Raw genomic sequence first — 19,865 nt, 5'->3', positions numbered from 1 at the left:
TCCCAGGGAGAACGGCAACTCCCGAAGGCCGGGGCACACGGGGGGTGCGGTCCCGGCGCTCAGAAGCGGCCCTGGGCGAGCGAGAACACGGGCATCACGCGGCCGGGCCGGGACACGTCCGGGGCGAGCACGGGAATCGGCGCCCCCACGGACACACGCGCGCCCTCCACGGTGAGCAGCGCGCCCGAGGAAGCCCTGAAGATGGAGGAGGAACGCTCCTTGGTGAGATTGACGACCACGGTCTGCACCAGGGCCACGAGGAGCCAGCTGGTGACATGCGTGGGCCAGAGGATGAGCTCGAGGCCGCCGTAGCGCGAGGGCAGGCTGTACTGCAAGGTCCAGAAGGCGGCGTAGGTGGCGATGCCGGAGAGCCACGTCCAGATGAAGCTGTGGGAGTAGCCCAGGTCCGTGCTGGCGATGAGCCAGACGGGCAGGGTGCTCAGCAGCGGGAGGATGGCGCCGTTGAAGACGATCATCGCGTGCGTGCCGGCGCCGAGGACGAAGTCGGAGCCCTGGCCGCCGGTGAAGGCGGAGGAGAGGACGGTGGCGCCGAAGAGGGTGATGACCTCCGCGGCCCACAGGCCCGAGCCCACCAGGAGCTGCGAGCCGAAGCCGGTGACGAACTCCCCGAAGGCGCGCAGGAACGAAAAGGACGAGGAGCGCGCGGGCCTGCCGGGTTGGTGCTCGTGCGAGAGGAGCCCGTAGCCATGGGACACGGCGACGGAGGGCGAGAGCAGGCTCACCGCACGAGGCGGCTCCACGTCGAGCCGGGGCGCATCCGCCGGGGAGAACTGGAGAACGGAGAGGACGAGCAGGGTCGCGAGCATGAAGCGGAGTATGCCCGCTGGGAACACCGCCAGCTCGTGGTTAGGCTTTTCCCATCATGATGCTTCACATCCCCAACGTCCTCACCGCCGAGCAGGTGGCCCGCTGCCGCGAGGTCTTCGCCCAGGCGTCCTGGGAGGATGGCCGCAGCACCGCCGGCCACCAGTCCGCCCAGGCCAAGAAGAACCTCCAGCTCCCGGAGAACAGCCCCGAGGCCCGCGAGCTCGGAGACCTCGTCCTGCGGGGACTCGAGCGCAGCCCGCTCTTCATCTCGGCCGTGCTGCCCCAGCGCGTCTTCCCGCCCCTCTTCAACCGCTACGAGGCGGGCATGACCTTCGGCTCGCACGTGGACAACGCCATCCGCCCCATCACCGGCACGCCCATGCGCCTGCGCACCGACGTCTCCGCCACCCTCTTCCTCTCCGACCCGGACTCCTATGACGGCGGCGAGCTCGTCGTGGAGGACACCTATGGCAGCCACTCGGTGAAGCTGCCCGCGGGAGACCTCATCATCTACCCCGCCTCCAGCCTGCACCACGTCACCCCGGTCACCCGCGGCGTCCGGCTCGCGTCCTTCTTCTGGGTCCAGAGCATGCTCCGCGAGGTCTCGCAGCGCTCACTGCTCTTCGACCTCGACATGGCCATCATGCAGCTCAACAAGGAGGTGCCCGGAAACCCCTCCCTCGTCATGTTGACCGGCGTTTACAACAACCTCCTCCGCCAATGGGCCGAGCCCTGAAATACACTCCCCGTGACACCCATCCCACATTGCCGGGCCCCCACATTGACGTCCCAACCCACGTGGGATATCTCTGCCCGGGGTGCAACTGAGAATGATTCTCAATTTCCATATTGGGATGCAGGACGTGGCCCCCACGACGCCACAGGACACGAAGCCCGCCGTGGGGCTGTTCCGCATGGGCGAGGCCACGTCGGGTACGGGTGAGCGGGAGCGCTGGGCCTGGGCCGTGCTCGCCACGGCGCTCGTGCACGCCGGGTTGGTCATCCTGGGGCTCACCCTGCCCCACGCCGAGCCGAAGGCCGCCCCGCTGCCCGAGGAGCCGGAGGTGGTGTTCTTCTCCTTCCCGCCTCCGCCGCCCGCGGCCTCCAGCGCCGCCCGCTCCGCGGCTCCCGAGCCGGTGAAGCGCCAGGCGCGGACGCGCGCCCCGCGAGTCGTCCCGGCGCTCGCGATGAAGAAGCCGGTCCCCGAGCCCGTGGAGACGCCGGTCGAGACGGCGAACCCCGAGACGGTGCGGGACACCCCGCCGGAGCCCGAGGAGACGCCCGCGACCGAGGCGGTGGGCAGCCCGGGCGTGGAAGGCGTCGTGGCGGGAATCGTGGGCGGCGCGATCGGTGGACGGGAGGGCGGGCTGCCAGGCGCCACGGGCGGCTCGGCGCTCGAGCTGAAGCAGGTGGCGCGCGCTCCGGAAGTGCTCGCGCAGGTCAAGCCGCGCTACCCCCGGCGGGCCAAGACCGATGGCATCCAGGGGCTCGTGCTGGTGCGCATCATCATCGGCACGGATGGGCACGTGGAGCCCGGGAGCGCGCGCATCGTCCGCTCGGTGCCCGGGCTCGACGAGGCGGCCATCTCCGCCGTCAGCCAGTGGCGCTTCTCACCGGCGCTCGGCCACCACGGCAGGCCCGTGCGCGTCATCGTCGAGATTCCCGTCCAGTTCTCCCTGAAGTGAAGCGCGGACAGGGGCTCCGCACCCGAGGCACCCGATGAGCATCACCCTTCGCAAGATCATCTTCTGGCCCCATCTGGTGTCCGGAGTCATCACGGGACTCGTCATTGGCATCATGTCGCTCACCGGAGCGGCGATCGCCTTCGAGTCCGAGATCATCGACTGGGCCGAGCGCGACAACCGGCGGGTGCAGGTGCCCTCCCCGGACGCGCCGCGCCTGTCCGTGGACGAGCTGCTGGCCCGCGTGAAGGCCGCCCATCCGAAGGCGCAGCCCTCGGGCGTGACGGTGTACCCCGAGCCGGACTCGGCCGTGCTGGTGCTCACCGGCCGCTCGGAAGGCGTGTATGTGAATCCGTACACGGGCGAGGTGCGCGAGCAGGGCGCGAAGGGCTGGCGCTCGTTCTTCCACGTCATGGAGGAGTGGCACCGGTGGCTGGGCGCGCACGGTGACAACCGCCCCGTGGGCAAGGCCCTCACCGGCGTCAGCAACGCCGCCTTCCTGTTCCTCGCCCTCTCCGGCCTGTACCTGTGGTGGCCTCGCAAGTGGACGATGAAGACGGTGCGGCCCGTCCTCTGGTTCAGGGGCGGGCTGAAGGGCAAGGCGCGGGACTTCAACTGGCACAACACCATCGGCTTCTGGGCCCTGCCCGTGCTCATCGTCCTGACGGCGTCGGGCATGGTCATCTCCTACCGGTGGGCCTCGAACCTCGTCTTCACGCTCACGGGCAACGAGCCGCCCCCCGCCCAGGGTCCCATCGCCTCGGCCCCGGTGAAGGTCCCCACCCCGCCGGAGGGCGCGAAGCCGCTCGGCCTCGAGCCGCTCTTCGCCGAGGCGCGCAAGCAGGTGCCCGCCTGGGAAACCCTCACGGTGCGCCTGGGCGGTGGACAGCGCCCGAACGCGCCCCAGGCCCGGGGTCCGCAGGCCATCACGCTCGCCATCCGCGAGCAGGGCGGCTGGCCGCTCTTCGCCGCCGCGCAGGTGTCGTTCGATCCCTTCACCGGCCAGGTGCTGCGCCGCGAGACCTTCGCGGACTACAACGCCGGCCGGAAGGCCCGCACGTGGCTGCGCTTCCTGCACACGGGCGAGGCCCTCGGGTGGCTCGGCCAGCTCGTGGCCGCCATCGCCTCGCTGGGTGGCGTGCTGCTCGTGTGGACCGGCTTCGCCCTGTCCTGGCGGCGCTTCTTCCCCAGCCGCCGCCCCAACGTCACCGCGGAGCCCGAGACGGCTTCGGCGGAGCCCGAGACGGCGGCCTGACAGTCCGCGTCAATGGCTTGCAGTGCGCGGAGTTCTTCTCCGCGTGCGCGCTAAAGCCATATGAAAATCATTGACCTTCAACCGAATTCCTGAATATGAGAATGATTCTCAAATTCAGGCTCAGGCCGAGCTGAACGCCCGCCGGCCGGACCCCACACGACGAGCCAGTAAGGATTGAGGCAACGCATGTCATCCACGAGGAACAACAAGACGGGCATCCGCTCGACGAAGGGTACGGCCGGAGGCGTGCGAGGCGCGCTGTGGCCGCTGGGACAGGCGGCGGTGGGCCTCGCGTCGGCGCTGGCCGCGGGCGGAGCGCTCGCGCAGGAGACGACGCCTCCCGCGGACGCGCCGCGCACGGAGCAGCCGGCCCCGGCCCCCGAGCAGAAGCAGGAGGGCGCCCAGGACACGTTCGTGCTGCCCACCGTGCAGGTGCAGGAGGCGGCGGAGCAGGAGAGCTACCACGCCCCGGAGAGCAGCCTGGTGCGGATGCCGGCGCCGCTGGTGAACACGCCGCAGTCCGTCACGGTGGTCTCCCGTGAGGTCCTCCAGGAGCAGCAGGCCACGTCGGTGCGCGATGCGCTGCGCAACGTGTCCGGCATCACGGTGGCCGCGGGCGAGGGCGGCCGCCAGGGTGACTCCTTCAACCTGCGGGGCTTCTCGGCGCAGACGGACACGTTCCGCGACGGCGTGCGAGACCTGGGCTGGTTCACGCGCGACACCTTCAACCTCCAGGGCGTGGAGGTCTACTTCGGTCCGTCCTCCGTGCTGTTCGGCCGCGGCTCGACGGGTGGCGCGCTCAACCTCGTCACGAAGAAGCCGGGCCGGCGCTCCTTCCGCAACGTGAGCCTGTCGGGCGGCACCGCGCCCACCGGCCGCGTCGAGGCCGACATCAACGAGGCCATCAACGACCGCGTCCAGGTGCGCCTCAACGCGCTGGGGCAGCTCTCCGGCGTGGCGGGCCGTGACAACGTCACGGAGAACCGCGCGGGCATCGCGCCCTCGGCGCGCATCGCGCTGGGCGAGAGCACCGCGCTCGAGCTCGACTACCTCTACCAGCACGAGGACAGCACCCCGGACTACGGCCAGCCCTACTTCAACGGGTACCCCGTCTCCTCGAGCATCGGCGTCCCGCGCACGGCCTTCTACGGCGTGAAGGGCCTGGATACCGAGCGGGTGAATGCCCATATCGGTACCGCGCAGCTCCAGCACCGGTTCGGTGACAGCCTCCAGCTCACCAACTCGCTGCGCCTCGGCGGGGTGGACCGCTACGCCCTGCCCACGGCGCCCCGCGGACTCACGCTCACCGCCGGCACCCCGACGACGATCGGCCGGCAGCGCTTCGAGACCAACACGGACAACCTCTACGTCGCCAACCAGTTCAACCTGCGCGGAGACCTCCAGACGGGCTTCCTCGAGCACCAGGCGAACGCCGGGCTCGAGCTGACCTATGAGACGCGCAACCAGAGCCGCAACAACCTGAACGCGGTGGGACTGCCCACCGGGCCCAACATCACCGCCGACCTGTTCGACCCGAATCCCTCGCCGGACCTGTCGGCCGTCAACCCCGTCTTCGCCAGCGCCAACCAGAGCCGGCAGTGGACGATGGGCGTCTACGCGGCGGATCAGATCTCCCTCGGCCGTTACGTGGACGTGCTCGGCTCCGTGCGCTTCGACGTCTTCGACACGAACTACGTGGCGGAGGACGCCGCGCGCACGCGCACCGAGCTGACTCGCCAGGACAACATCTTCAACTGGCGCGTGGGCGTGATCGTGCACCCGCTGGAGAAGACGAGCATCTACGCGACGTACGGCACGTCCGCCAACCCGTCGGCCGAGGTGGGCACGCTCACCACCGGCACGGTGGACCTGGCGCCGGAGCGAAACAACACCATCGAGCTCGGCGCCAAGGCGGACCTGCTCGAGGACCGGCTGGGCCTGAACGCGGCGGTCTTCCGCGTGGACAAGACGAACGCGCGCGTGCCGAACACCGACCCCTCGGGTCCCCCGACGATCCTCGATGGCGCCCAGCGCGTGCAGGGCTTCAGCGTCGGCGTGACGGGCACCCTCATGAGCAACTGGAGGGTGATCGCCAACTACACGCAGCTGGACTCGGAGATCCTCAAGCACAGCAACGCGTACCTCGTGGGCCAGCCGCTGCCGAGCACGCCTCCGCGCAGCCTGTCGCTGTGGACGACCGTCACCCCGCTGCAGCACCTGACGATTGGCGCGGGCGCCGTGTACCAGGACGTGACGACGGCGAACAACCCGGCGTCGGAGAGCGTGGCCTCCCTCAAGGTGCCCAACTTCTGGCGCTTCGATGCCTTCGCCAGCTACCAGCTGTTCAACCGGGTCGATCTCCAGCTCAACCTGAACAACATCAGCGACGAGCTGTACTACGAGCAGTACTACTCCGGGCAGGCGGTCCCCGCCGAGGCCCGCTCGGCCAACCTGACCGCCCGGGTGCGCTTCTAGCCAGCCCCCCTCCCTCCGAGCGGCGCGGAACGCGGGTAGCCTGCCCGCTCGGAGGACAGTGCCCGGGCGTAGCCATCACCGCCTGAGCCCGCTCGCCGTGTCGAAGCGGTGCAGCCGCTGCGCGTCGTAGCGCAGCCACACCGGTGAGCCCGTGGGGGCCGAGAAGTCCTCGCGGGCCCTGGCGATGAGCCGCTCGCCGGCCACGTCCACCGTCACCCAGCTCTCCGAGCCCATCGGCTCCACCAGGTACACCGTGCCGCTCAGCGCGCCCTGGGGCGCCGCGCCCGTGCCCACCTCGAGGTGCTCGGGCCGCAACCCCAGCGTCACACCGTCCTCGCGCAGCCCCAGCGTCTCCGGCTTCACCAGGTTGATGCGCGGCGAGCCGAAGAACGCCGCCACGAACAGGTTCGCCGGGGCGGCATAGAGCTCGCGAGGGGGCGCCACCTGCTGCACCGCGCCCTGGTTCATCACCACCACCCGGTCCGAGAGCGTCATCGCCTCGGCCTGGTCATGCGTGACGTAGATGAAGGTGGCCTTGAGGCGCTCGTGCAGCTTCTTGATTTCCCCGCGCATCTGCGTGCGCAGCGCGGCGTCCAGGTTGGACAGGGGCTCGTCGAACAGGAACACCTTGGGCCGCCGCACCAGCGCGCGTCCGAGCGCCACGCGCTGCCGCTGGCCACCACTGAGCTCCTTCGGCCGCCGCGTCAGCAGCTTCTCGAGCCCGAGCAGCGCCGCGGTCTCCTCCACGCGCCGGTCGATGGTCGCCTTGTCCGCGCCCGAGACCTTCAGCGGGAAGGCCATGTTTCCGCGCACGTCCATGTGCGGGTACAGCGCGTAGCTCTGGAAGACCATGGCGATGTCCCGCTCGCGCGGAGACAGGTCGTTGACGGTCACGCCGTCGATGCGCAGCACGCCCGAGGAGATCTCCTCCAGCCCGGCGATGAGGTTGAGCGTCGTCGACTTGCCGCAGCCGGACGGGCCCACCAGTGAGACGAACTCACCATCGGCGATGTCCAGCGTCACGTCCTTCGCCGCCACCACCCCGCCCCGGTACTCCTTGCGTACGCCTTCCAGTGAGACCGTTGCCACGCCGAGTGCCTCCTCGCTGTTGAGGTCCACCCGGCAGACTATCGGCACGGCGGCGCGTTGGGGGCTTCTATTCGCACGGGGGTGTCCGGTACGAGACCGGCACCTTCGTGGCCCTGGTAACCTGCCGGGGCGGCAATACTCCGCCGCCTCATGCGAAGACCTCCCATGCGGTTCGTGCTTTCCCTCTCGGTGGCCACTGTCCTCGGACTCTCCTGCGTCACCGTGCGGCCCAGCTTCGCGCAGTCCTGTGGACCCGCCTGCGCTGCCCCCGTCGCCCCGAGCACGGGCGAGATTCTCGTACCGGCGGCGACCCGGGCCGGACAGCTCGTCGGGAAGATCGTCCAGGCCATCGAGGTCATTCAAGGCTTCCTGAACGTCTCCAAGTTCCTCGACGAAGCACAAAAGGAACGCGCGGAGAAGATCATCGTCGAGTGCGTCAAGGAGGCCCACTTCAAGGTCGAAGAGGATCTCTTCGGAAAAGGAAAATCCCTCCCCGCGTCCGATTGCGAGAAGCCACCCACCGTCAAGAAGAAGCTCGCGCCAGATTGGGCACGGCACCTCGGCATACTGAAGCACGCAGTGGCCTTTGAATGCATCCAGCAGGGACTCGTCCAGGAGTTCCCCAACAACTTCTCCATCGAGCCGAGATATCGAAAGGAAGAGTTCACGAACGACCTCATGCTGACCGACAGGTGGGTGGGTTCGAAGAGGCCTGACGTCGTTCTCCATTTCACCCGGAACGCTACTCGGATCCAGTGCATCTACGAGCTCAAATTCCCCTGCGGCAATGCACAGAGCAATCCCTGGAGCGAGGCGGTGCAACGGCAGATGGCTCTCTACAAAGCCCTCGGTGGCGAATGCGAGCCTGTCATCATCACCCCGCAGCTTGAGCTCAACGGACGGTAGACCCATGCCCCCCAGCACCCCACGTGTCCGAATCCAAGGCACCGTTCGCAACGAGTCGTACGGCTTCGAGAAAATCGAGGGGAAGCTCGTCAAGAAGGTCCGAGAGCACGTCTACGACCGAATTCTCGCGAGAGACGTGGTCCGCATCATCTTCTTCCTTCCTCACGATCACCACCACCTCATCACCGGGGTGGCTCATGCTCTCGACAGCTACCTTCGAGCCATTGATGGGCACCCCGGAGCCCTCTCCGAGTACACCTGCTGCTGGTGGGAATCCTTCAAGCTGACGGAGACAAGCTGGGACCGCATTCGAGAAACCCTGGAACCGAAAGAGCCCCGGTTCTTCGAGGACTACGAGCCCCATGATGCTCGCTTCGCCGAGAAGGACGGCGCGGATCCGTACTTCACCCTCTTCGGCGAGCAGGGAAATGGTTACTCCTTCAGGTACCACGCCCGGCTTCCCTGGCGAGAACCGCATCCCCTCAGCGTGAGCGTCCTCTCCGCCACCCTGCCGACCGAGTATCTCGAGGAGCACGGCGTCCAGCACGTGCGGGAGTTGGCAATGACCATGGCTTCCCGCCTGCCCTTCGCCACCGGGCATGCCGGACTTGCCCTCTACCTCTGGCATCCCATCTACGACCAGCTCGACCACCTGCGTACCGAGCTCTTCCGCCACCCAGGCTTCGATGTCCGTGCAGCGTCCCACTTCGACGGCATGGGCACACAGGTGGATGGCATTCACTGGATGAACTTCCTCGGACCGCCCATCCTCTCTGTGTTGGGAGGCGCCGCGAGCCTGCGCGCCCGGCTCCACTCCCCCACCACCTCCGTGCAGGAGTTGGTGGGCGAGCGCGCCGTCATCACGTTGGGTGACACGCCCGAGGCGGGCGACACCACACAGGGCCAGACGCTCCCCGCCTACCGCGAGCTCGCCCGGTTGCTCGAACCCCACCTGGAACCCTTCCCCTGGGGATACCTGGCTCGCCAGAGTCCCTCCGTGGAGGAGGAACTGCGCCGCTGGTGGCGCCGCTTCCTCGATTGACGCCGTCCCAGCGTCACGGATCCGCGTCTGCCAACATGCAATGCTTCACCCCCGAACTGGCCCTGGTCATCCAGAGCGCCATCGAGTTCTCAGCCGTGGGCCGCGCGATCGCATGGTTGGATGCGCCGCACTGCCAGGGAGCCTGACCATGAATGCCGATAGGGTAGCCAGGATCGTAGGACCCCTGCGCAAGGCCCAGGAGCTTCTCGGCGCCTCACCCGAGTTCTCCAGTGCCCTGCTTCCCGCCGTGAACGTCTCCCATTTCATCCTCGGGTCGGGCCATGCCCACAACTTCGAGGACTACCTCGCTGGCTTCAGGGATTCTGACAGCCCCCCGCTGGGGGTCTTTTCCAATCAGGAGGAGTTCAATACCTGGTTGAAGGTCCACTCCCTGCCGCCCCCACGAGGCACCGTGCGGATGGCCGACGAGCGCTACACCCTCTGCTACTCCCGTGTGAGTGGACAGCCCCGGCTACTGAGGCTCCCCTCCGCCGAAACCTTGATGCGGCCGGGCGGAGCGGAGGGGGCGGACCGGCTCTGGCGCGCGCTCGACAAGGCCCATGAGGTGCTCGCCTCCTCACCGGAGGACCTCGATGCCCTTCGATGCGCCGCGCTGGCACTTCACTTCGTTCATCAGACAGGCTGCATGCGGGAGTTCGCCAGCTTCCTGGCACACTTCGACGAGCCCCGCCTCCCGCTCCACTCCTTCGCCACACGGGAAGACGCGGAAGCCTGGCTGTGGAACCACCCGAGTCCTCCCCATGGAGCCTCCGTGCAGGTGGGGGAACGGGAACTGACCGTCGGTTTCTGGCGCGAGAGCGACCAGCGCTCACTGGTGCATTTCCCCCAGGTCGAAACACCTGGCGGCCTGGAGGACGGTGAAGACCTCCCCCCTTGATGGAGGGCCAGGCTCGAGGCAGCCCCCAGCAACGGGATTGCGCCTCTGCTAACCTCCCGGGACGGCGCTCTCCCGCCTCCCCCCATGCGCTGCCCGGTCTGCCACCGCCGTCTCATCCCCGGTGCCGCCTGTCCCCTGCACGCGGAGCGGCCTCGGCCCTCGCCCGAGGCCGAGCCCCTCCCCCTGCCCCAGGTGCCCGGCTTCCAGCTCCAGGCCCTCATCGGCGCCGGGGGCTTCTCCCGCGTCTTCTCCGCCCGCCGCGAGGAGGACGGACGTGAAGTCGCCCTGAAGGTCGCCCTCGGCCCCTTCTCCGACCGCTTCGCCCGCGAGGCCGCCGCGCTGCGTCGCCTCGGCCCTCCCACCGTCCCCGAGCTCTTCTCCGAGGGCTCCGCCGAGGGCCGCTCCTTCCTCGTCCTCGAACGTCTGCGCGGCCAGCCGCTCTCCGCCTGGATGGCCGCGCTCCCCGGCTCCGGCGCCGCTCCCCTCTCGCACGTGCGCGACCTGCTCGCCGGCCTGTGCGGCGCCCTCGAGCGCGTCCATGCCTCGGGCCTCGTCCACCGCGACCTCAAGCCGGAGAACGTCTTCCTCCGCGAGGGCGGTGCCCTCAGCCTCCTCGACTTCGGCCTCGCGCGCTTCCTCGACGCCTCGGACCCCGGCGAGCCCGAGACGGCCGTCAGCATCACCCGCACCGGCCAACGGCTCGGCACCGCCGTCTACATGGCCCCCGAGCAGTGCCTCGAATCCCGCGACGTGGACGCGCGCACCGACCTCTACGCGCTCGGCGTCCTCCTCTTCGAGCTGCTCACCGGCTCGCCTCCCTTCACCGGCGGGCCCGACGAGGTGCTGCACGGCCACGTCACCCTCCGGCCCCCTCGCGCCTCCGAGCGCGGCCCCGTCCCGCCGGCCCTCGACGACGTCCTCCTGCGCTGCCTCGCCAAGGACCGGGCCGCGCGCTTCGACTCCGCCGCCGCGCTCCTCGCCGCCTTCGACGCCGCCTGCCGCTCCAGTCCCTCCGCGCCCGCCCCCGCCGAGGAGGCCCTCGCCCCCGCCCGTCCCCAGGGCGTGCGCCAGGTGGCCCTCCTCGGCGTCCGTGGCGAGCTGGACGTGGAGCACCTCGCCGCCACCCTGGCGCCCGAGGGCGGCCTGCTCGCGCGCGTCCACCCGGGCCTCTACCTCGCCGCGTTTCCCGAGCACCCCTCGGCCGAGGCGGGCCTGCGCGCCGCCGCCCGCGCCGCCCGGCTGCTCTCCGCCGAGCCCCACACCACCACCGTCCTCCACCTCGCCGAGCTGCGCGTGCGCCCCGGTGCCACCCTCACGCGCATGGCCGGCCCCGCCCTCGAGCAGCCCGAGTCCTGGTGGCCTGGCCAGGGCCCCGGTGCCGACACCTCCCTGCTCGCCACGCCCGAAGCGGCGGCCCGGCTCGGCGAGGGCGCGACCCAGCCCGGCCCCTCGGGCGCCCTGCTGCTCTCCGGCGACTCCTCCATCACCCGCGCCCCCGCCTCCGCCGAGCTTCCGCCCCTGCTCGGCCGCGACGCGCTGCTCGACACCCTCCTGGCCAGCGCCGTCCGCTCCTTCTCCGGCCACGGCCCTGGCCTCTCCGTCCTCACCGGCGAGCCCGGCCATGGCAAGACGCGCCTGCTCGACGCGCTCGCCACGCGGCTGGAGTCGGAAACCGGGGCCCGGGTGCTCCGCCTCGCCGCACCCCACCCGGATGCCGCCAGCGCCGATGCCCTCCTGCACGCGCTGTGGGCGCACTGCGCGCCGAATACCCCCCTCCCCACGGCCCCCTCCGGCGCCCGGCGGCACGCACTCGCCCGCGCCGTGGCCGAGGCCCTGCGCCGGCTCGTCGCCCGCAAACCCCTGGCCCTCCTCCTGGACGACGCCCACCAGGCGGACCCCACCACCCTGGACGCCCTCGAGGTGGCCACGCTCGCCGCGCCCGAGGTGCCCCTCTTCGTGTGCGCCGCCGGCCGGCCCGAGCTGCTCGGTCTGCGGCCCCTCCTCGGCGAGCGCGCCGGCCTCCCCGCCCAGCACGTCCTCCCGCCGCTCGCCCCCGAGGCCAGCCGCGCCCTGCTGCTGCACCTGCTGCGCCCCGCCGAGTTCATCCCCGAGCCGGTGCTCGCCCGCCTGGAGCAACTGACGCAGGGCGTGCCCCTCTCCCTGGTGGAAGTCGCCGGGGCCCTGCGCACCTCGGGCGCCCTGCGCGCCACGCCGGGCGGCGAGTGGTACGTGGCCGCGGACGAGCTGCTGCACGTCTCGGTGACGCCCCTCTTCGAGCGGCTCGCCACCCGGGCCCTCTCCGTGCTGCCCGCGGCACACCAGGGGCTGGCGCAGTTGTGCGCGGTGCTCGGCCAGGAGCTGACGGTGGCCCAGGTGGACGCGGCGCAGCGGCACCTCGACCCGAAGGAAGACACGGCGCGCGTGGCGGGCCTCGACGCGGGCACGGGGCTCGCCCGGCTGGAGCGCGCGGGGCTGCTGCGGGCGATGGGCCCGGAGCGTTACGCCTTCCGTCAGCCCCAACTGCGCGAGGCCCTCGAGCGCGCCCTGCCGGCACCGTGGCGGCGAGCGCTGCACGCGGCGGCCCTGAGGGGCCTCTCGGGCCAGGGTGTCGCGGAGCAGCGCCGGAGGGCCCGCCATGCCGCGGCCTGTGGCGCGCACGAGGAGTCCTTCACCGCCTGGTTCTCCCTGGGCGAGGCCGCGCGGCAGGCCCACCGCCACGTGGAGGCCGAGCAGGACTACACCCACGCCCTGTCCCAGCTCCCCGAGGGAGACGCGGCCCGGCGCGCGCGGGTGCTGGCGGGGCGGGGCCGGGTGCGCTACCGCACGCACCGCTTCCGCGAGGCGCTGGCGGACCTGAGCGCGGCGCGGGCGCTGGCCGGGCCCCTGGGCCACACCGCGCTGGAGGTGGACCTGCTGCTGGAGGAGGCCACCCTCCTGGACTGGATGGAGGACGCGGAGGGCACGGCGGCGCGCACGCAGGAGGCGCTGGAGAAGGCCGAGACGCTCGATGATCCCCGCCTGTCCGTGCGCTGCTCGCTGGCCCGGGCGCGGCAGGCCTGGCGCCAGGGGGACTGGGCGCGCGCGACGCGGCTGCTCACCGCCACGGTGGAGTCGGCCACGCTCTCGCGGGACACGGAGACGCGCGTCATCGCCCTGATGATGCAGGGCACGGGGCTCGCGCTGGCGGGGGAGGTGGACGCCTCGGCACAGGCCTTCGACGAGGGACTGGCGCTGTGCCGCAAGGAGGGCGACGCCCTGCACCTGGCCGCCACCCTCATCAACCGCACCTTCCTCTGGCGGCTGCGCGGAGACCTCGCGGGCAACGAGCGAGACCTGCGCGAGGCCATCGCCGTGGCGCGCGAGCTGGGCCACGCGCAGGTGGAGCGCTGGTCGGTGGGGCAGCTCGCCGAGTGCCTGCACTGGATGGGCCGCTCGCGAGAGGCGCTGGGGCTGGCGCGGCGGGCGCACGAGCTGGGGGTGCGCTTCTTCGGCGAGCACCCGGTGGCGGTGGACGCGGTGCTGCTGGCGCGCGTGTACGCGGCGCTCGAGGACATGAAGGAGGCGCGCGGGATGCTGGACTGGCTCTCCACCCACTGCCGGCCAGAGTCCACCCCGCCCAACACCCTGGCCCTGTGGCGGCTGGTGGAGCTCCGGGTGCGCGAGGCCGAGGCCGGCACCCGGGACGCCACGGCCTGGAAGGTGCTCGCCGAGGAGTCCCAGCCGAACACCTCGGGCGACGAGCTCACGGAGGTGCTCTACCAGGCCACCCTCTCCGCGCTCCGGGCCGGGGGCCGCGACGAGGCCCGCGAGTGGCTCGCCCGCGCCGAGAGCACCGCGGCCGCCTCGCCCCTGTGGCACTCGCGCCTGGAGGGGCTCCGTGTTGCCTGGGAGTCCACGCCCGCGGCACCGGATCCGTAGCCCCCCAGGCAACAGGAGTTCCAACGTCCTCCCTACCTCCGAGGAAGGCCTTTCCCCCTCTCCCCCATGGCCCGCCCCATGCACGCACACCGCACCATGAATTTCCCGCGACCCGCGAACAAGACTGCTTCCTTGCACTTCCTGTTCCATCCCCTGGCACTGGGGGTGATGTTGCTCGGGGCGCCGGGCTGCCAGTCCGAGCCGCCGGAAGAAGCGTGGGAGTCGGCTTCCGGCACGGTGGAGCGGGAGCTGCGGGTGGCCAACTCGCTCACCACGAAGGCGCTGGTGCTCAACGCCATCTCCACCAACCCCGCGGCGAACGATCTGCTGGCCGGCGGGGGCCTGGCGTCGCTGTTCCACCCCATCACGGGAGACAGCTACCTCCAGCTCCAGCTCCGGGACGTGGACGCGCAGAGCTTCATGTCGTACCTGGTGGGCTGCGCGCTGCCCGCGGGCCGCCCCCTGGCCTGGAAGGATCCGCTCACGCTGACGACCCGCACCTGGGAGGGCAAGGCGGGCCTGTGCCCCCAGTGGGAGCTCGGAGCCCCGTCCGACGTGTGCAAGAACCGGGTGTCGGCGTGTCTGCTGGCGCGCAACAACGCCCTGGGCCGCCGGGTGGAGCTGTCCATGCGCGGGGAGGATCCGCTGCAGCCGGCGCTCTTCTGGCTGGAGAGCCAGACGCGGCCGGTGGAGTACGACCCGGACTCCGGCCGGGTGCCGAGCTACGACGCCTGCACGACGGCGCAGAGCGGGGTGGGCCGCGACTGTGGCTGGAAGGGGGACTTCATCGGCCGGTGCGCGCCGGGGCAGACGGTGCGGCTGGGGGCGGGAGGCCGGGCGCCGGACCAGTGCCTCTCGGGCCCCGCGCTGGGGACGTGGAGCGGCGCGCGCATGATGCTGCGGGTGTGCGAGGGCAACATCGGCTGTGACTCGGGCGACACGCGCTACCTCGGCCAGAGCCAGGGGACGTGCCTCTCCACGAACGCGGCGGTGACGTTCACCTGCCCGGCCTCGGGCTTCTTCAACGTGATGAGCGCGCCGTATGACAGCACGCTGACGGGGAACGTCGCGGTGGCGGTGGAGACGGGCACGTCCGCGGGCACCACCTACCGGCTCTCGGAGAAGGCGGTGTACCGGCTGCGCGAGGGCGCCTACTACGGCAACATCTTCGACTCCAAGGCGCTGGCGACGAAGGTGTTCGTCGAGGAGAGCGGCCGCATCGTGGGCAAGGAGCAGACCATCCAGGGCTCGGTGTACAAGAAGATGTTCTCCTGCCAGGCGCCGGAGTGGAGCAACGACGCGGCGTATGCCTCGCACCGCGTCTGCGCGCTGCCGGGCTCGGGGGCCAACTGCGCGGCCCGGGTGGTGGGGGAGTGCGTCAACCACAACACCCCCCTGACCTCGAAGTGCAGGAAGGAGGACGGCGCGGTGGTGGTGGGAGATGGGGACTTCGAGGAGTGCTCCGATTCGGAGGGCAGGACGTGGATGGAGCCCATCACCGTGTTCCTCTACGAGGCGTGTGGGCTGACGCCGGGCACCCCGCCGGATCTCTGCAGCTGGCGCAAGTAGGAGCCGCCGCCCCATGACGGACAGGCAGGACGACTCCCGCGGTGCACCCCGGGCTTCCGAGGCCCGGGCCTGGTCGCTGTATGGCGAGGAGCTGTCGCCGGGGGCGCAGGTGGGCGGCTACATCGTCGAGGGGACGCGGTACCGGGGGAGCGTGTCGACGCTCTACCGGGCGAAGGAGGCGCGGAGCGGAACCCCGGTGGCGCTCAAGGTGATGCACCCGCAGTTCGCCGCCGCGCGCAGTGCGCTGCGCCGCTTCCAGCAGGAGGCGGAGACGCTGAAGCGGCTGAAGCACCGGCACATCGTGGACGTGCTGGAGCACGGGACGCTGGCGGACGGCCGGCCCTTCATCGCGATGGAGTGGCTGGAGGGGAGGGACCTGGCGGCGGAGCTGGCGGCGCGAGGGCCCTTCTCGGCGCGGGAGGCGCTGGAGCTGTTGGAGCAGGTGGGCTCGGCGCTGAAGGCGGCGCACGGGGCGGGGGTGGTGCACCGGGATTTGAAGGCGCAGAACGTGGTGGTGCTGGCGGGGGAAGGGAGCCCGAGGGTGAAGCTGGTGGACTTCGGGGTGGCGAAGCTGCTGGCGCCGGAGGAGCACGGGGGCTCGGTGATGACGAGCACGGGGATGGTGCTGGGCACGCCGCTGAGCATGGCGCCGGAGCAGATTCGCGGGGAGACGCTGGACGCGAGGACGGACCTGTATGGGCTGGGGGTGCTGCTGTACCAGCTCGTCACGGGGCAGCCGCCCTTCCAGGGGACGACGCAGGTGGAGTTGGAGGAGCAGCACCTGCACGCGCCGGTGCCGAGGGTGAGCGAGCGGGCGCCGGTGCCGGCGGCGCTGGACGCGGTGGTGGGGCGCTGCCTGGAGAAGCGGCGGGAGGACCGTTACGCGGACGTGGAGGCAGTGCTGGTGGAGCTGCGGCGCGCGGTGCGGGGAGAGGGACAGGGCCGGGCGACGCAGGTGAGGGCGCTGGGGTTGTACGTGGAGGCGAGGATGGGGGTGATGGTGGATGACGCCACGCTGGACGCGGTGGACGCGCTGATGGAGCACGCGCGCGAGCGGGCGGACGCGGTGGGGCTGAAGGTGATGGTGGAGGGGAGCAGCTTCCTGTTGGGGGTGGCGGCGCTGCCGGACGAGGCGGAGGCCGAGCAGGAGGCGCGCAAGCGGGTGCTGGAGCTGGCACTGGCGCTGGCGGAGGAGCCGATCCCGGCAGTGGGGAGGGCACGGGTGAGGCTGACGCCCACGCTGCACCTGGACACGGCGACGCTGCGCCCGGACGCGAGCGGGAGACCGGCCCTGGGGGGAGGCCGTCTGCTGCGACTGTCCGCGTGGACGGGGGGGCACCCGGGGAAGGGCGTGGTGGTGACGGAGGCGGCACTCGAGGGGCTGAGGGACACCTTCCAGGTGGAGGAGCTCCCGGGCCGCGAGGGCCTGTGCCACGTCACCCGGCACGCGGCCTGACACCACCGTCGAGCCACTCGGAAGGGCAAGGGAGCAGGCCAGCGTGGGCCCGCCCTCCGTATCAGGGAACAACCGTCTCCATTGTCCTGTGGGCCCCCGCCCGCCATGCGCAGCCTACAAGGGTTGAGCTGGCGGGAGAGGAGTACGGCCATGACGGACCCTGACAACGAGTGGGACGATCTGGAGGCTGGCTGGGACGCCACGGGGGCCCTGGTTGGACTGACCTCCGAGCAGGTGAAGGCCCGCAAGGCCCTCATGGGACCCACACCCGACGAGGCGAGCTCGCTCGCCGTCCTGCGGGCACGGGAGCGGGCCGGTGAGGCGCGGGGGACGGAGGACGCCCCCACCACCGGAGGCGAGGCCCACGTGCGCCCGGAGGAGTGCGAGGGACGCGCGCTGGATGCCATCAACGACGGCGACGGCAACTACCTGGAGCCGCCAGATTGAGCGGCTCGGGTGAAGCTCACTTGATGCCGTGCCGCCGCAGCAGGCGGTAGAGGTACACGCGGTCCATGTCCGCGCCGCTGGCCGCCTGGGACACCTTGCCCTGGTGCAACTCCAGCAGCGCGCGCAGGTAGCGCCGCTCGAAGTCGTCCAGGGCGAGCCGCCTCGCCTCGGCGTAGGGCACCTTCGGGTCCACCTCGAAGCGGCTGCCCGGCGGTACCATGTCCGACAACGCCAGGGTGTCCTCGAACACCAGGCACCGCTCCAGGTAGTTGCGCAGCTCTCGCACGTTGCCCGGCCACGCGGCCTGCTCCAGCTTCGAGATGAAGCCGGGCTCGCGCAGCGCCTTCGTCCGCTCCGGGTCCGCCCCCAGCGACTCCAGAATCTGCTCCACGAGGAAACGCAGATCCTCGGGCCGCTGGCGCACCGGCGGCAGCGGAATGCGCAGCACCGCCAGCCGGAAGAAGAGATCCGAGCGGAACCGGCCCGCGTTCACCTCGGCGCGCAGATCCCGGTTCGTGGCGGCGATGATGCGCACGTCCACCGGCACGTAGGCATTGGTGCCCACGCGGCGGAACTCCCTCGCCTCCAGCACGCGCAGCAGCTTGGGCTGGAGCTCCGCGGGCAGCTCGCCAATCTCATCCAGGAAGACGGTGCCTCCATGCGCCTCCTCGAAGGCGCCGATGCGCCGCTGGGCCGCGCCGGTGAAGGCGCCCTTCTCGTGGCCGAACAGCTCGCTCTCCAGCAGGTCCGCGGGGATGGCACCACAGTCCACGGTGAGGAAGGGCTTGTCGCGGCGGGCGCTCTCCTGGTGGATGGCCTGGGCCGCCTGGCTCTTGCCGGTGCCCGTCTCGCCCTCGAGCAGCACCGTCACGTCGCGGGCGGCCGCGCGCTCCAGCAGCGCGAAGCACATGCGCATCGGCACCGAGGTGCCCACCAGCGAGCCGAAGCGCGTGCGCTCGGACACCGGCAGCCGGTTGCTGTCGGTGCTGTAGTCGAAGCGCACCACCACCCGGCCCAGTCGCAAGAGGCTGCCGCCGCGCAGATACCCCTCGGCCACCTGCACGCCATCGAGGATGACGCCGTTGGTGCTGTCGAGATCCTTCACCCGCGCGCCCTTGGGGCTCACGCGGATTTCACAGTGGAAGCGCGACACCGTGGGATCATCGAGGTTGAAGTCGTTGCTCGGGTGCGAGCCGATGGAGCACGCATCGGACACCGAGTCCCAGACGGTCCCCACTCCGGGTCCCTCCACCACGGTGAGCAGGAAGCGCCGGACGGCCGTCACTTCCGGAGCCCCAGGGGCGTGCGCGTAGGGCCGCGTCACGCTCACGTCCTCGGCTCCGGGGGGGTTCTCAGGACGATCAATGGAGGGCATGGACGGAGGTTAACAGCCCATCGCGCCCCCGCACGCAACTCCTGGCGCACATCGACGACAATAGGGGCGTACCTGGGCCGATGTAGGTCCAATTTCGGGGAACCGACCCATGCTCGTCCGCTCGACCGCCGCCACCGTCCGCCCCCCGGCCATCGCCCCGGCCCCCCCGCCGAGCCCCGCCGCGCGTCGACTCCGGCGCCGGCGCCGCGCCCCGCCCAGGGGGGAGGAGACGTCTTCGAGACGCCGGCTCCGGGCAAGCCGCCGCGCTTCGAGGGGCTGACGGACAAGGCGCTCATCCAGGCGCTGCATGACGCGGCCGCGAAGCACAAGGACCTGGGCTACAACCAGGCCCGGAAGATCATCTTCACCGAGCTGGACAACCACGAGGGGAAGGTGAAGTGCGTGTACACGGGCCGGGAGCTGCGCACGGACAAGATTCCGAACGCCTCGGACATGAACACGGAGCACACCTGGCCGCAGTCGAAGGGGGCGACGGGGGCGGCGAAGAGCGATTTGCACCACCTGTTCCCCACGGACAGCAAGGCCAACAGCCAGCGCAGCAGCTACCCGTTCGGCGAGGTGCAGAAGGTGAAGTGGAGCAGCCCGAGCGGGGCGAAGCTGGGCACGGACGCCGAGGGCCGCACGGTGTTCGAGCCGCCCCCCGAGCACAAGGGCAACGTGGCGCGGGCGATGTTCTATTTCTCCACGGTGTACGGGAAGGCGATTCCGGCGGCCGAGGAGGCGGCGCTGAAGAAGTGGAACGTGCAGGACCAGGTGGACGCCGCGGAGCTGACGCGCAACGGGGCCATCGAGAAGTACCAGGGCAACCGCAACCCCTTCGTGGACGACGCCACGCTGGCCCAGCGCATCGCGGACTTCTGAGCGCCTTCAGTCAAGTCCCCGAAAGAGTCCACGCTCCGTGTCC

The 19,865-nt window shown here is 70.9% G+C and carries 15 protein-coding genes; 12 read left to right on the top strand and 3 right to left on the bottom strand.

Annotated features, from left to right (window positions below):
• Window positions 1–59 precede the first annotated feature (59 nt).
• Window positions 60–827, bottom strand: coding sequence for a hypothetical protein (locus Q664_RS46095; protein WP_152622746.1), 768 nt, complete (start codon window positions 825–827; stop codon window positions 60–62).
• Between the two features lie 56 nt (window positions 828–883).
• On the opposite strand from Q664_RS46095, the gene Q664_RS46090 reads away from it, so the two are divergent.
• The 4 genes from Q664_RS46090 (at window position 884) to Q664_RS46075 (ending at window position 6,240) form a co-directional block, all read left to right on the top strand.
• Window positions 884–1,564, top strand: a complete 681-nt coding sequence (locus tag Q664_RS46090; protein ID WP_043412111.1) for a Fe2+-dependent dioxygenase — start codon at window positions 884–886, stop codon at window positions 1,562–1,564.
• Window positions 1,565–1,658: 94 nt separating this feature from the next.
• Complete coding sequence (locus Q664_RS46085) at window positions 1,659–2,513, top strand: energy transducer TonB (protein ID WP_235217143.1); 855 nt, start codon at window positions 1,659–1,661, stop codon at window positions 2,511–2,513.
• Between the two features lie 34 nt (window positions 2,514–2,547).
• Complete coding sequence (locus tag Q664_RS46080; RefSeq protein ID WP_043412105.1) at window positions 2,548–3,765, top strand: PepSY-associated TM helix domain-containing protein; 1,218 nt, start codon at window positions 2,548–2,550, stop codon at window positions 3,763–3,765.
• Between the two features lie 186 nt (window positions 3,766–3,951).
• Window positions 3,952–6,240 (top strand): TonB-dependent receptor, encoded by a 2,289-nt coding sequence (locus Q664_RS46075; RefSeq protein WP_043412103.1) that lies wholly within the window; start codon window positions 3,952–3,954, stop codon window positions 6,238–6,240.
• A 75-nt stretch (window positions 6,241–6,315) separates the two neighbouring features.
• On the opposite strand, the gene Q664_RS46070 is transcribed toward Q664_RS46075, so the two are convergent.
• Window positions 6,316–7,329 (bottom strand): ABC transporter ATP-binding protein, encoded by a 1,014-nt coding sequence (locus tag Q664_RS46070; RefSeq protein ID WP_043412138.1) that lies wholly within the window; start codon window positions 7,327–7,329, stop codon window positions 6,316–6,318.
• Between the two features lie 165 nt (window positions 7,330–7,494).
• Here Q664_RS46070 and Q664_RS46065 point away from each other — a divergent pair, with 165 nt between their 5' ends.
• The 7 genes from Q664_RS46065 to Q664_RS46035 all read left to right on the top strand — a co-directional run bounded on the left by Q664_RS46065 (window position 7,495) and on the right by Q664_RS46035 (window position 17,565).
• Window positions 7,495–8,235 (top strand): hypothetical protein, encoded by a 741-nt coding sequence (locus tag Q664_RS46065; protein WP_043412101.1) that lies wholly within the window; start codon window positions 7,495–7,497, stop codon window positions 8,233–8,235.
• A 4-nt stretch (window positions 8,236–8,239) separates the two neighbouring features.
• Window positions 8,240–9,277, top strand: a complete 1,038-nt coding sequence (locus Q664_RS53665; RefSeq protein WP_052519541.1) for a type VI immunity family protein — start codon at window positions 8,240–8,242, stop codon at window positions 9,275–9,277.
• Between the two features lie 148 nt (window positions 9,278–9,425).
• The gene (locus tag Q664_RS46055) at window positions 9,426–10,175 is read left to right on the top strand and encodes a hypothetical protein (RefSeq protein WP_043412099.1); all 750 of its coding nucleotides are present in this window, start codon (window positions 9,426–9,428) and stop codon (window positions 10,173–10,175) included.
• 84 nt (window positions 10,176–10,259) lie between these two features.
• Complete coding sequence (locus tag Q664_RS46050; protein ID WP_043412096.1) at window positions 10,260–14,093, top strand: serine/threonine-protein kinase; 3,834 nt, start codon at window positions 10,260–10,262, stop codon at window positions 14,091–14,093.
• A gap of 96 nt (window positions 14,094–14,189) precedes the next feature.
• Window positions 14,190–15,662: a hypothetical protein gene (locus Q664_RS46045; protein WP_160174647.1), complete on the top strand. Its 1,473-nt coding sequence runs from the start codon at window positions 14,190–14,192 to the stop codon at window positions 15,660–15,662.
• Between the two features lie 13 nt (window positions 15,663–15,675).
• Window positions 15,676–17,118, top strand: coding sequence for a serine/threonine-protein kinase (locus tag Q664_RS46040; protein ID WP_084610912.1), 1,443 nt, complete (start codon window positions 15,676–15,678; stop codon window positions 17,116–17,118).
• A 150-nt stretch (window positions 17,119–17,268) separates the two neighbouring features.
• On the top strand, window positions 17,269–17,565 hold the full coding sequence (locus tag Q664_RS46035) for a hypothetical protein (RefSeq protein ID WP_043412093.1): 297 nt from the start codon (window positions 17,269–17,271) through the stop codon (window positions 17,563–17,565).
• 16 nt (window positions 17,566–17,581) lie between these two features.
• On the opposite strand, the gene Q664_RS46030 is transcribed toward Q664_RS46035, so the two are convergent.
• On the bottom strand, window positions 17,582–18,940 hold the full coding sequence (locus tag Q664_RS46030; protein ID WP_043412090.1) for a sigma 54-interacting transcriptional regulator: 1,359 nt from the start codon (window positions 18,938–18,940) through the stop codon (window positions 17,582–17,584).
• Here Q664_RS46030 and Q664_RS46025 point away from each other — a divergent pair.
• A complete protein-coding gene (locus Q664_RS46025; RefSeq protein WP_235217142.1) occupies window positions 18,869–19,822 on the top strand; it encodes an endonuclease I family protein in 954 nt (317 codons plus the stop codon). The genes Q664_RS46030 and Q664_RS46025 overlap by 72 nt on opposite strands.
• The last annotated feature ends 43 nt before the right edge of the window (window positions 19,823–19,865 follow it).

It is taken from the genome of Archangium violaceum Cb vi76 (assembly GCF_000733295.1).
Taxonomy (GTDB): Bacteria; Myxococcota; Myxococcia; order Myxococcales; family Myxococcaceae; genus Archangium; species Archangium violaceum.
This window is presented reverse-complemented; position numbering and strand designations above follow the sequence as displayed.